The organism is Pseudomonas sp., assembly GCF_050739995.1.
Classification (GTDB): Bacteria; Pseudomonadota; Gammaproteobacteria; order Pseudomonadales; family Pseudomonadaceae; genus Aquipseudomonas.
This window is the reverse complement of the sequence record NZ_JBOICG010000710.1, coordinates 1-12657: the sequence shown is the minus strand read 5'-3', so window position 1 is coordinate 12657 and position 12657 is coordinate 1. Positions and strand designations below refer to the sequence as shown.

The 12657-nt window shown below is 60.0% G+C and carries 7 protein-coding genes and 1 pseudogene; 2 read left to right on the top strand and 6 right to left on the bottom strand.

Annotation, left to right across the window (positions count from 1 at the left end):
- Positions 1-2280, top strand: a pseudogene (locus ACRESD_RS24085) (hypothetical protein); the annotation flags it as partial.
- A gap of 75 nt (positions 2281-2355) precedes the next feature.
- Here ACRESD_RS24085 and ACRESD_RS24080 read toward each other — a convergent pair.
- Together ACRESD_RS24080 and ACRESD_RS24075 are read right to left on the bottom strand one after the other, a co-directional pair.
- A complete protein-coding gene (locus ACRESD_RS24080; RefSeq protein ID WP_431753192.1) occupies positions 2356-4731 on the bottom strand; it encodes an efflux RND transporter permease subunit in 2376 nt (791 codons plus the stop codon).
- Positions 4732-4747: 16 nt separating this feature from the next.
- Positions 4748-5788: a WD40/YVTN/BNR-like repeat-containing protein gene (locus tag ACRESD_RS24075; RefSeq protein WP_431753193.1), complete on the bottom strand. Its 1041-nt coding sequence runs from the start codon at positions 5786-5788 to the stop codon at positions 4748-4750.
- Positions 5789-6081: 293 nt separating this feature from the next.
- Here ACRESD_RS24075 and ACRESD_RS24070 point away from each other — a divergent pair, with 293 nt between their 5' ends.
- On the top strand, positions 6082-7197 hold the full coding sequence (locus tag ACRESD_RS24070; protein WP_431753191.1) for a Gfo/Idh/MocA family protein: 1116 nt from the start codon (positions 6082-6084) through the stop codon (positions 7195-7197).
- Positions 7198-7326: 129 nt separating this feature from the next.
- Here ACRESD_RS24070 and ACRESD_RS24065 read toward each other — a convergent pair whose 3' ends face one another.
- The 4 genes from ACRESD_RS24065 to ACRESD_RS24050 are packed head-to-tail and all read right to left on the bottom strand — an operon-like array spanning position 7327 to position 12594.
- Positions 7327-9030: an AMP-binding protein gene (locus ACRESD_RS24065; protein ID WP_431753190.1), complete on the bottom strand. Its 1704-nt coding sequence runs from the start codon at positions 9028-9030 to the stop codon at positions 7327-7329.
- Between the two features lie 31 nt (positions 9031-9061).
- Positions 9062-10360 carry an acetyl-CoA C-acetyltransferase gene (locus ACRESD_RS24060; protein ID WP_431753189.1) on the bottom strand — a complete coding sequence of 433 codons (1299 nt, stop codon included), beginning with the start codon at positions 10358-10360 and terminating at the stop codon, positions 9062-9064.
- Positions 10357-11247 carry a MaoC/PaaZ C-terminal domain-containing protein gene (locus ACRESD_RS24055; RefSeq protein ID WP_431753188.1) on the bottom strand — a complete coding sequence of 297 codons (891 nt, stop codon included), beginning with the start codon at positions 11245-11247 and terminating at the stop codon, positions 10357-10359. The genes ACRESD_RS24060 and ACRESD_RS24055 overlap by 4 nt, the downstream gene beginning before the upstream one ends.
- A 3-nt stretch (positions 11248-11250) precedes the next feature.
- Positions 11251-12594, bottom strand: a complete 1344-nt coding sequence (locus ACRESD_RS24050) for a 3-oxoacyl-ACP reductase (protein WP_431753187.1) — start codon at positions 12592-12594, stop codon at positions 11251-11253.
- Between the last annotated feature and the right edge of the window lie 63 nt (positions 12595-12657).

The window sequence follows — 12657 nt, the reverse complement described above, 5'->3', positions numbered from 1 at the left end:
GTTCACTGGCCCAACCCCATGCCCTTAGAGCTAACATTCGGCAATTACAAAGGCCTGTATCGGATCGATGGGCGATTGCATGCCTCAGTGGCAGGGTTGCTGTTTCGGGTCAGTATCGTCCCGGGCTTTGGCGAGGTGTACATCATTCACCCCGATAAGCCTGATCATCCCGGCATTTTGCTCAAGACCGACGGAAAAGGCCGCTGGACCCTTGATCGCGGATTGAAGCTGTCAGGCGGCGGACGCAAACGGCTGGCGGAGTTGCGTGAGCAGAACAGGGAAAAGAAACAGGAACTGATCGCTGCCACGGCCTCCCTTGCCGTTGAAATCCAGGACAATCTTGACCCGCCGGTCAGGCAATCGATGACGCAGGTAACTACTTGGCGTCAGAATCTGAAAACGCAACGTCGGACACTGAGCCTGGTGTGGGACCTCTTACAACGTGCCACCGTAGACCAGCGTCCAGCGCTGGAAGCACGACAACAAACTGAAATGCAAAACTATGAACGGGTGCGACGTTCTTACCGGATGTTGCTCGACACGCTGATCGACCAATCCGCAAAGTTGTTGGCTTCGCGCCAGCAACTGATCGATCTGGGACGTGAGCTGAAAGACGTCGCAGGGGCCGGCGCTCATGTCCAGGACATGGAGAAAACGCTCGAGAAAATCTGGAATGACAACTTTGTACTTTACGAATCTGAAAGAGAGTGGTTAAACGACCTGCAAGTTTCAAGAACCGGCGAGCCGATAGGTAACACGGCGCGTCGAATGCGTGTCGCTGCGTTGTGGGGTGATCGCACAGCCTTTGACGAGCATATCCATCATGCCGTTGAAGCCGCCAACACCTGGCAACGCATGGCAGACACCAACGCCGGGAGCGAAACACTGCTCGAACAGTTGGAGCAACTTTCCGCTGGTGGGCGCGCGATTCGTAACCGCATCTTGAACATGATCATCCACCCTCAAAATTACTTTGCCGCAAATCTGAAACTCAATGCTCTACGCCCTTTGTCGTGGGCAAGCATAAAGTTAACGGATGTGTTCCTGCCGCCCCAGGAGATGTTGTACATCAATCGCCTCACAGAACTGGGCTTGACTCAAGTCCTGTTCTCTCACATCGAAGTTCGCAGCAGCACCGACTATTCGCTGGATGAGCAACGCAATGTTTACGAAACCGCCATCAATGTATACAGGCGCTATGAAAACACCTTACGAGCGCTCAAAACACTCAGTTCCGACCGACTGCTTCCTGCCTCCACGCGACTTTTGGAAGGCCTGCAATACGCCCGCGCATTGGCCGAAGGCGAATTGGAAAGTGTGGTGCGCAAACAGGAGCAGTTGGAAGTAGAGCTACCCGTATCAAAAACCCTGCGCCCCAAGGCGCCTACCAAGCACGTGTTCAAGACCCGTCGTAAGCTCTACCTGGTCGGCGACCGGCTGCCGGCCAACACTCAACGCCCCCGTGAGCGTATGACCATCAACGACCCACTGACAGGGAATACGATTGCCACGTTCGACCAGCATGAAAATAATTGGGTGGATACCTCACTTGTCGAGGAACAAGCACCAGCACTTGATGTGGTCGCGCGGTCACTGGCGCAGATAAGAGAGTCGGGCCAGTTACTGATCGACCAACGCAAAGGGATTGAACAGCAGGTCACTGCCGAGCAACGGCTCGTCAATGTGGAAGCCACCCGGGAAGATGTCGATCCAGATGCCTGGGATAAAATGCTCACGGCGCACGCAAGAAAATTCACCGCGCTTGCCGATGAATTGGTGCGCGACCACTCAGACAAACCCGTCGCGCAAGATTTGCTGGATGCTTACCGGGCAGATGCCAGGGACATGATGCGCCTAGCGCAACGTGAATGCAGCCGCGCGTACAAGCAGCAACTACCCACCAGCGAAAGCCTTGCTTACTTGTGGGACCACGGTGAAATCGACATCAACCTCACAAGCACCGCCGACCCCAACCGTCCAACCCTCAGCGGTGATTTCTTCACCGAATATGCGGTGTATGACAAGGCAACCAAACCGCCCGTGGTGCTGTGGTATGCCCATTTTCACTACGCCGACGCCGGCGACCCACCGACTCGCTACACCCGTGCACATTTAAAGCTGGCGGAGCAACGCAAGTTCACACAAAAGGACTTGCTCAAGGCCCATGTACAGGACTACCTGAGTAACCTTAAAGCCCCTGGCAGCGTGCCGGTGAAGAAAATCATCTACGTGCTGATCACCCCGCCGGTGGATCAGTTGTTCCTGAAGATCGCGCCGTAGTCAACCGGTAGCCCCCCCCCCCTTATTGAGTGAGAACCCTGTGGACATTGGTTCAGCCCACAGGGTTACGCCCCATCAGTGAGCAAACAAAGAATTACCCTTCTGTCCTGCCAGTTTCTCAGGCTTGATCAGGAACCGTGCCAGCGCCGGCAGCAGCCACAGCGCGCCGAACATGTTCCACAACAGCATGAAGGTCAGCATCAGGCCCATGTCGGCCTGGAACTTGATGGCCGAGAAGATCCAGGTGCACACGCCGATCGCCAGGCACAGGCCGGTGAACAGCACGGCCTTACCGGTGGACTTGAGCGTCTGGTAATACGCCTCTTGCAGCGGCAAACCGGCACGCAGGAAGCTCTCCAGGCGGCTGTAGATGTAGATGCCGTAGTCCACGCCAATCCCCACGCCCAACGCCACCACCGGCAAGGTCGCGACCTTGACACCGATGCCCATGAACGCCATCAGCGCGTTGCCCAGCACCGAGGTCAGCACCAGCGGCAGCACGATGCACAAGGTCGCCGCCCACGAGCGGAAGGTGATCATGCACATGGTGGCCACACACAGGTACACCAGGATCAGGATGGTCAGTTCGGACTCTTTGATCACCTCATTGGTGGCCGCCTCGATCCCGGCGTTACCGGCGGCGAGGATGAATTCCAGGCCGTCCTTGTTGTTTTCCTTGGCGAAGTCTTGCACCGCATGCACCGCACGGTCGAGGGTCTCGGCCTTGTGGTCGTTGAGGAACACCAGCACCGGGGCGAGCGAACAATTGTTGTTGTACAGGCCATCAGCACGGGCGATGGAGTTGTTCAGCACATCCGGGTTGCGCGACAGGGTTTCCCATTTCAGGTTGCCCTCGTTCATACCCTTGATCATCTGCTTGGACACAGTCACCAGCGAGATCGCCGATTGCACGCCTTCGGTGTTCTGCATCTTCCACATCAGTTGGTCGATGGGTGCCATCGCTTCATAGCGCGAGCAGCCTTCAGACTTGGTCTTGACCATCACCACCAGCACATCGGAGCTGGTGGAGTAGTTGCTGATGATGAAGTTGTTGTCCTTGTTGTAGCGCGAGTCCGGACGCAGTTCCGGCGCACCCTGGTCCAAGTCGCCGATCTTCAGGTTCTGGCTGTACCAGAGGCCGCCACCAAAGGCGACCAGCGCGAGCAGGATCGACACCGGCGCGACTTTGGCGCTGGCAAAGTTCGACAACAGGCGCCAGAACGAGTGTTCGCGATTCGCATCTTTCTTGCTCTTGGCGATGGCGCGCTTGCTGATGCCTACATAGGAAATCGCCACGGGCAGCAGGATCAGGTTAGTGAACACGATCACCGCCACGCCGATGGACGCGCCGATGGCCAGCTCACGGATCACGCCGATATCGATGATCAGCAACGTAATGAAGCCCACGGCGTCGGCGAGAATCGCGATCATCCCCGGCAGGAACAGTTGCCGGAATGTGCGGCGCGCCGCCGTCAGCGCGTTGTCAGCCTCACTGGATTGCAGGGCGATGCCGTTGATCTTCTGCACGCCGTGGGAAATACCGATGGCGAAAATCAAGAACGGCACCAGCATCGAATACGGATCGAGGCCGAAACCGAAAAAATGCATCAGCCCCAGTTGCCAGATCACCGCCACCAACGTCGTGCTCAACACTGCGATGGTGCTACGCAGGCAGTTGGTGAACCACAGCAGCAGAATCAGGGTGATGACGAACGCGATGCCGAAGAACATCACCACCATCACCAAACCATCGATCAAGTCGCCGACCTTCTTGGCGAAACCGACGATATGAATCTTGACGTTAAGGTTCTGCGCTTCGAATTTATCGCGGATCTTGTCTTCAAGTTCATGGGAGAACTTGCGGTAGTCCAGGGCCAGCAGCTTGCCCTGGTCCTGCGGGTCCGGGTAGGACTCCAGCAATGGGATATCGACGATGCTCGACTTGAAGTCATTAGACACCAGGCGCCCGACCTGGCCAGACTTGAGCACGTTATTGCGCAACTGGTCGAGGCTTTCCGGTGAGCCGTTGTAGCTCTGCGGGATCACTTCACCGCCGGCAAAACCCTCTTCGGTCACTTCGGTCCAGCGCACGCTGGGGCTCCACAGCGACTTCAGGCCTGAGCGGTCGACGCCAGAGATGTAGAACACCTCGTCGTTGATCTGACGCAGGGTCTCCATGTATTCCTTAGTGAAGATGTCACCGTCCTTGGCTTCCACCGAGATCCGCACCGTGTTGCCCAGGTTGGCCAGGTCATTGCGGTGCTCCATCATCTTTTCGATGAAGGGGTGCTTGAGAGGGATCATCTTTTCAAAGCTGGTGGACGGGCGGATCAAGGTCGCCTGCCAGAACAGGAAAATACTCACCAGCAGGCAGATCACGATCACTGCCGGGCGGTTGTTGAAGATCAGGCGCTCAAGAAGGGTCGCTTTATCGTTGTGATGACTGCTCATTCTTTCCCCGCCCTTATTATTGTTTTACGAGTTCTGCGCCAGTCGGCGTAGCAACACGAACGCCACCCTGCCCGGCCAGAATCAAGTTGCCATTGCCTGCTGCCGTGACAGACGACAGCGAAATGCGATCCGGACGGTTGAACACACTGAAAGTCATCCCGTCGTCATGGCTGACCACCACGCTGCCACCGTTGCCGACCACGACGATAGCGCCGTCATCCAGCAACGTAGCGCCCGACAGGCCGAACTCCAACGCCCCACGCGCTGCGTTCAACTCCACCTGCTCCCAGGTGCTGCCGAAGTCCACAGAACGGTACAGGTTGCCACGCAGGCCATAGACCAACAGGGTTTGCGGCTGGGCAGTACCGATCACGCCAAACAGCGATCCCTCGTAAGGGCCTTCAAGTTTTTCCCAGGTCTGGCCGTCGTCGCGGGAGCGGAACATGCTGCCCTGTTCGCCGACGATGAACAGGCCGGCGTCCTTGATGTAGGCGATGGCGTTGAGGTGGTATTGGTCTTCGTTGTCGAGGCGGTCGCTGACGTCTTCCCAGGTCTTGCCGCCGTCGTTGGTTTCGATCAACGCACCGTAGGCACCGACGGCCAGGCCGTGGCTGGTGTCTTTGAACCAGACATCAAGCAGCGGCGCTTCGCGTTTGAGGTCTTGATATTGCTGGGCCCAGGTAGCGCCGCCGTCGGTACTGGCAAGAATCTGCGCATCATGACCTACCGCCCAACCTTGCTTGTCATCGACGAAAAATACTGCGGTAAGCAACTGCCGGGTGGGGACCTTGGCTTGGGTCCAGGTGCTGCCCTGGTCATCGGAATAGAGGATGTGCCCACGGTCACCGACCGCCACCAGGCGTTTGCCGGCATGTGCCACATCGATCATCAGGCCCTTGGAGGCCTTGGGGGATTCAATCGCAAACACCGCGGCGGCGGGGGTATCGCTGGCGGCGTGGACGGCAGTCGGCAACGCGACGGCTCCAAGCAGCGAGAGCGCTGTGGCCAGCATCGCAACCCTGCGTGCGGCGCGTGGGCGGCAAACAACCCAACCCATGACAGGCTCACTCATAGACCTTTCTCCCATTTATTATTGTTAGGGGCTTTCCTCGGCGCTGAAACCTGCAATCTAGAGCGTCTGGCGGAAGCAGGGGCCATCCTATCGGGCTTTCGAATCGTCTGACAATCGGCGCTACGTTATCTTTTGTTAACTGATGGCATTTGGCATTGCCCTGAATATCGCTGCATTACCCTGACTGATTAATGAATTTTTATTCCACCTATTGAATTTTAGGAATTTTTATTCCATTAATGCCATTCCTGAAAACAATAATCCAAAGGACCACGGCTATGCGTGAACTCGGAATCGGTTTGATCGGCACAGGCTTCATGGGCCGCGCCCATGCATTGGCGTTCAACAATGCCCGTGCTGTATTCGAATTACCGGTCACCCTCAAGCTGGCCGCCCTGGCCGATGCCGACACCGAACGCGCACAGCGCTGCGCCACCGCCTGGGGGTTTGCCCAGGCCCATGGCGACTGGCAGGCGTTGATCAATGACCCCAAGGTCGATGTGGTAGCCATCACCACCCCCAATCATCTGCACTTCCCCATGGCCATGGCCGCCATTGCGGCGGGCAAGGCGGTGTACTGCGAGAAACCCCTGGCCGTGAGCCTGGAGCAGGCCGATGCCATGCGCCGCGCGGCCAGCACCGCCGGGGTCGTGACACGAGTCGGCTACAACTACCAGCACAACCCGATGATCAGCTTGGCGCGGCAGATGATTGCCAATGGCGAACTGGGCGAGATCATCAGCTTCCAGGGCGAGTTCAGCGAAGACTTCATGGCCGACCCCGCCTCACCCTGGTCATGGCGCTGCGAAGTCGCCCATGCCGGCGGTGCGCTGGCTGACTTGGGCAGCCACCTGCTGTCGATGGCGCATTACCTGGTGGGCGATGTGGTCAGCGTGTGCGCCGATACCCACACCGTGCACGCCCAACGCCCTGCCGCCCCAGGTAGCAGCGAGCTGAAAACCATCGCGGTGGACGATCAGGTGCACGCCCTGCTGCGCTTCGCCAACGGCGCACGTGGCACGGTGAGCAGCAGTTGGCTCAAGCATGGCTACAAGAACCACCTGAGCTTTGAGATCAGCGGGACTAAAGGTACGTTGGCCTTCGACCAGGAACGCTTGAATGAACTTCGCCTGTGCCGTGTCGGCCAGGACGGTTTCCAACGCCTGCTGGCCGGCCCCGCCCTGCCCGGCTACGCGGCGTTCAGCCCGGCGGCGGGGCATCAGTTGGGCTATAACGAGCTGAAGACGTTGGAGGTGCAGGAGTTGATCATGGCCGTGGCGGGTCAAGGAACGGATGGCACTGACTTCGAAGCGGCATGGGCGGTGGAGCGGTTGGCGACGGCGATTCGTATCGCGGCCAGGGAAGAACGCTGGGTCAAAGTAAACGCCGTCTGAAACCCAACACTGCTCCAATGTGGGAGGGGGCTTACCCCGATGGCGGAGTGTCAGCCACACATAAGCTGGCTATCACATTGCTATCGGGGGCAAGCCCCCTCCCACATTTAGACCACCTACACCTGACAATCAGCGCAAGGCTCGGCGCAGGACTTTACCCACGGTGGTCTTGGGCAATTCGATACTGCGAAACTCCACATACCTCGGCACCTTGTACCCCGTCAGATACTCCCGGCAATGCACAAGGATCTGTTCCTGCGTCAGGTTCGGGTCTTTGCGCACCACGATGATCTTCACCTTTTCCCCGCTCACGGGATCTTCCACACCGATGGCCGCCACCTCGCCCACACCTGGATGCAACGCCACGACGTCTTCGATTTCATTGGGGTACACGTTGAAACCGGAGACCAGGATCATGTCTTTCTTGCGGTCGACAAGCCGAATATAGCCACGGTCGTCCATCACACCGATATCGCCGGTCGACAACCAGCCGTCGCTATCCAGCACTTCGGCGGTTTCCTTGGGTCGCTTCCAATAACCCTGCATCACCTGCGGGCCACGTACTTGCAGCTCACCTTGTTCACCGATATCGGCCAGCTCGCCATCCTCGCGTATAAACCGCACCCAGGTCGACGGCAACGGCACGCCGATGCTGCCGGTGAACTCCATCTCGCGCATGTGCGCAATGTCGATGGGGCTGATGCTCACCACCGGCGAGCACTCGGTGAGGCCGTAGCCTTCGATGATCGGCAACCCGGTCACTTCCTTCCAACGCTTGGCCACCGCCGTGTGCGTGGCCATGCCGCCGGCGATCACCATGCGCAGCGCGGAAAAGTCCCGTGCGCAAAATTCCTTGTTTTCCAGCAAGCCATTGAACAACGTGTTGACTCCAGCGATGCCGTTGAAGCGCTCCTTGCGCAGGATCATCTGCACCCGCTTCACATCCCGTGGGTTGGCAATCAGGATGTTGCGCCCGCCCAGGCACATGAACATCAGGCAGTTCACCGTCAGGGAAAAGATGTGGTAAAGCGGCAGCAAGGTGACGTTGGTTTCCTGCTGGTTCTGGTCCAATTGATCGCCGACCCACGCCTTGGCTTGCAGCAGGTTGGCGATGATATTGCGGTGGCTGAGCATCACGCCCTTGGCGTCGCCCGTGGTGCCACCGGTGTACTGCAGGAAGGCCAGGTCGTCGAGGGCCATCGTGACAGGAGAATGAGACTGTGCCCGCCCCTGCTTCAGCACCTGATTGAAGCGCAGCGCCCCTGGCAGCTTGAACGCTGGCACCTGTTTCTGCACGCTGCGCAGGATGAAGTTCATCGCCGCGCCCTTGAAGGTGCCGAGCAAATCGCCGATGGCGGCGATCACCACGCGCTTGACGCTGCTGCCGGTGATGACCTTTTCCAGGGTGTGGGCGAAGTTTTCGAAGATCACCACGGTTTCAGCTTCGCTGTCCTTGAGCAAATGCTTGAGCTCATGGGAGGTGTACAACGGGTTGACGTTGACCACCACCGCGCCGGCCAGGATCGTGCCCAACAGGCAGATAGGGTATTGCAGGCAGTTGGGCATCATCAGCGCCACGCGGTCGCCCTTCTTCACGCCCTGGCCCTGCAGCCAGGCGGCAAACGCCGTACCTTGCACCTGCCAATCGGCGTAGGTCATTTCGGTGCCGATGCTGACATAGGCGACCCGCTCGCGGAATTTGTCCAGGTGCTCCAGGAACACCTCGCGCAGCGACGGGTAGTCCTCGATACCGGCGTCGATGTCGGCCGGCACGCCGGGCAGGTAAGCGTTCAACCAGACCCGTTCGGCTTGTTCCAGGCTTACAGCGTTCATGGCAGTCTCCTTGTTGTTGTTTTTGATAGAGCTACTTCTCGACGATGGCGGTAATGCCCAGCCCGCCTGCCGCGCAGATGGAAATCAGGCCGCGCCCGCCGCCGTTCTCATGGATGATCTTGGCCAGCGCCGCCAATTGCCGGCCTCCGGTGGCTGCAAAGGGGTGGCCGCAGCCGAGCGAGCCGCCGTTGACGTTCATCTTGGCGCGATCAATGGCGCCCAGCGGTGCATCCAAGCCTAGACGTTCGCGGCAATAATCGGCGTCTTCCCAGGCCTTGAGCGTGCACAACACTTGGGCAGCAAAGGCTTCGTGGATCTCGAAGAAATCAAAGTCACTGAAGCTCAGGCCTTCGCGCTTGAGCATGCGCGGCACCGCGTAGGCCGGGGCCATCAGCAGGCCTTCAGTGCCGTCGACAAAATTCACCGCTGCAGTTTCGCCAGTGCGCAGGTAGGCCAGCACCGGCCACCCCTTGGCGGCCGCCCACTCTTCACTGGCCAACAACACCACCGAGGCGCCATCGGTCAGCGGCGTGGAGTTGCCCGCCGTGAGCGTACCGTCTTGTCGGTCGTAGGCCGGGGCCAGGCCGGCGAGTTTTTCCAGGCTGGTGTCGGCGCGCAGGTTGTTATCCCGCGCCAGGCCGCGATGGGGGCTGATCAGGTCATCGAAGAAGCCGCGCTGGTAAGCGGCATCCAGACGCTGGTGACTGGTGAGGGTCAGTTCATCCTGTGCCAGGCGTTTGATCTGCCAACGCTTGGCCATCTCTTCACAGTGCTCGCCCATGGACAAACCTGTGCGCGGCTCACCATTACGCGGCAGCAGTGGCTTGAAGAACATCGACGGACGCAGCTTCAGCAACGCCTTCACCTTGTTGCCCACGCCTTTGGCGCGGTTGGCTGCGAGCAAGCTGTGACGCATTGACTCATTGATGCCGATGGGGGCGTCGGAGGTGGTGTCGGAGCCGCCAGCAATGCCCACTTCGATCTGGCCAAGCGCAATTTTATTGGCCACCAGCAAGGCGGCTTCCAGACCCGTACCGCAGGCTTGCTGCACGTCGTAGGCGGGTGTTTGTGGCGACAACGTCGTGGACAGCAAGGACTCACGCGCCAGGTTGAAATCTCGCGAATGCTTGATCACCGCGCCCGCGGCGAACTCACCCAAACGCTGGCCGTGCAAGTTATAGCGGTCGACCAGGCCTTGCAGTGCAGCCACCAGCAGGTCCTGGTTGCTGTCGTGGGCGTACACCGTGTTGGAGCGGGCAAACGGAATACGGTTGCCACCGATGATCGCCACGCGACGGGTCGGGGCCGGGTTAAAGCTGTAGTCACTCATCGACAGGTCTCATTCCAGATAAACAAGCCGCGCATATGGGGTTTATCACCCGCAAAATTGCGCACTTCAAACTCACGGCGCGGGCTGGTCACAGGATGGCTCCACAGCGCGACCTGGCCGGGCAGGAAGATCGGCAATTTGAAGTCGCAATGCGCTTGCGCCTGCTCCAATCCACCCGGCGGTTGCTGGGCGGCCAGTGCGCGGCCCAGGGTCCACATGCCATGGGCGATGGCGCGGCGAAAGCCGAAGATTTTCGCGCCGATCACCGAGGTGTGAATCGGGTTGAAGTCCCCCGACACCTGGGCAAAACGTCGGCCCAGGTCGGCGGGCAACACCCAGCGCTGGGTGCGCAACAGGCCCTCGTCCTGCAACGGCAACACGTCATCCCAAGGTTCGCCGACGGGATGACTCACGTCACGGCGCAGGTACAGGCTGTCGCTCTCCCACACCAAGGTGCCCGCACTGTAGGCGCGGGTGGCAATGCTCAGCGCCTGGCCCTTGGGATGGGCAACCCAGCGCTCGCAGTAGACTTCCAGGCGCAGGGCCTGGCCTTCCTCCAGCCGCTGATGCTGACGAATGCGATTGGCCAAATGCACCATGCCGCTGGCTGGGAACGGGAAGCTCGGCCGAGTCAGCAGCATCAGATGCAAGGGAAACGCCAGCACATGGGGATAGGACAGCGGCACGCCCTGCTCACGGCGAAAGCCACAGGCGCGACCAAAAGCGGCGATGCCATTGGCCGACAGCTCCACGGCAGAGCGCACCAGTCGCTCTTTGGGCAGCAACGGGTCGCCGTCGAGCTTGGGCTTGCGCAGCCCACGCATACCGTCCAGCAATAGCTGCGTACGCGACGGCAGTGGGTCAATGATTTGGGTCACGTAATCCATGGTTCAGGCTCCCAGCAGGCTTTGACCGCACACACGTACGACCTGGCCGTTGACCCCACCGGACGCCGGATGCGCCAGCCAGGCGATGGTCTCGGCCACGTCGATCGGCTGGCCGCCTTGGGACAACGAGTTCATGCGCCGCCCCGCTTCGCGAATCATCAGCGGGATCTTCGCGGTCATCTGGGTTTCGATAAACCCCGGCGCCACGGCGTTGACCGTGACCTGTTGCGCGGCCGCACGCGGAGCCAACCCCTGCACGAGGCCAATGACGCCGGCCTTGGAGGTGGCGTAATTGCTTTGCCCCAGGTTGCCGGCAATCCCGGAGATCGATGACACACACACAATACGCCCGCCCGGGTTGAGGCCCTGACTGTTCAGCAGCGCTTCGCTCAATTGCAACGGTGCTTGCAGGTTGACCGCCAGCACGTCGCGCCAGGCCGCTTCGGACATCTTGGCGATGGTCTTGTCGCGGGTAATTCCGGCGTTGTGCACCACCACGTCAAAGGCCCCGTATTGGCTGGCATGGGCCTGCAGCAAAGCGGCGGCGTCCGCTGCGGTAATGTCTAGCGGCAAGGCCGAACCACCCACGCTGCTGGCCGTTTGCTGCAAGGCTTCCTGGGCCTGGGGCACATCGACGCACACCACATGGGCACCGTCGCGGGCCAGCACTTGGGCAATCGCCAGGCCGATGCCCCGGGAGGCGCCGGTGACCAGGGCGCGGCGACCGGCGAAAGGTTTGTCCCAATTGACGGTGACGTGGCCTTCCACCGGTTTTTCCAGGCGCACCACTTGCCCCGACACATAGGCCGAGCGACGGGACAGGAAGAAGCGCAGGCTGCTGTCCAACGCCTCTTCGGCACCCGGCGCCACGTAAATCAATTGCACGGTGATCGCCCGTCGCAACTCCTTGGCCAGCGAACGTACCAGCCCTTCCAGGGCACGCTGGGCAATGGCCTGGGGCAAGTCTTTGCAATGTTCTGGCGCGGTGCCGAGCACCACCACACGACCGTGGTGGCTAAGGCGCTTGGCGTTGGCGTGGAAGAACAGGTAAAGCTCGTCGAGCTGTGCGACATCCGCCACGCCACTGGCGTCGAACACCGCGCCCTGCACCTTGAGCGTGGACGGCGCCGTGAGGGTTGCCGGGGTAGCGGCGACCGTGTCGGTGGCGGTGAAGATCTGTTGCACCCGAGGAACCAGGTGCCCTGCCCCGGCGATGATCACCGGGTTGGCCAGCCCCTGCTGGCCGCTGCGATGACGTTGCAGCGGCAAGGGTTGCGGCAGGCCGATGGCCTGGGCCAGGCGACGGCCCCAGGGGGAGTTGACGAACGAAAGGTAGCTGTCACTCATAGATAGATCCACTCACAACATAATCCTGCCTGGTAAATCCGATCTCTTGTGGGAGCTGGCTTG

Bases quoted from the DNA above. Each gene is read 5' to 3' on its own strand.
- ACRESD_RS24080 (WP_431753192.1), bottom strand. From the start codon at position 4,731: ATGAGCAGTCATCACAACGATAAAGCGACCCTTCTTGAGCGCCTGATC.
- ACRESD_RS24075 (WP_431753193.1), bottom strand. From the start codon at position 5,788: ATGGGTTGGGTTGTTTGCCGCCCACGCGCCGCACGCAGGGTTGCGATG.
- ACRESD_RS24070 (WP_431753191.1), top strand. From the start codon at position 6,082: ATGCGTGAACTCGGAATCGGTTTGATCGGCACAGGCTTCATGGGCCGC.
- ACRESD_RS24065 (WP_431753190.1), bottom strand. From the start codon at position 9,030: ATGAACGCTGTAAGCCTGGAACAAGCCGAACGGGTCTGGTTGAACGCT.
- ACRESD_RS24060 (WP_431753189.1), bottom strand. From the start codon at position 10,360: ATGAGTGACTACAGCTTTAACCCGGCCCCGACCCGTCGCGTGGCGATC.
- ACRESD_RS24055 (WP_431753188.1), bottom strand. From the start codon at position 11,247: ATGGATTACGTGACCCAAATCATTGACCCACTGCCGTCGCGTACGCAG.
- ACRESD_RS24050 (WP_431753187.1), bottom strand. From the start codon at position 12,594: ATGAGTGACAGCTACCTTTCGTTCGTCAACTCCCCCTGGGGCCGTCGC.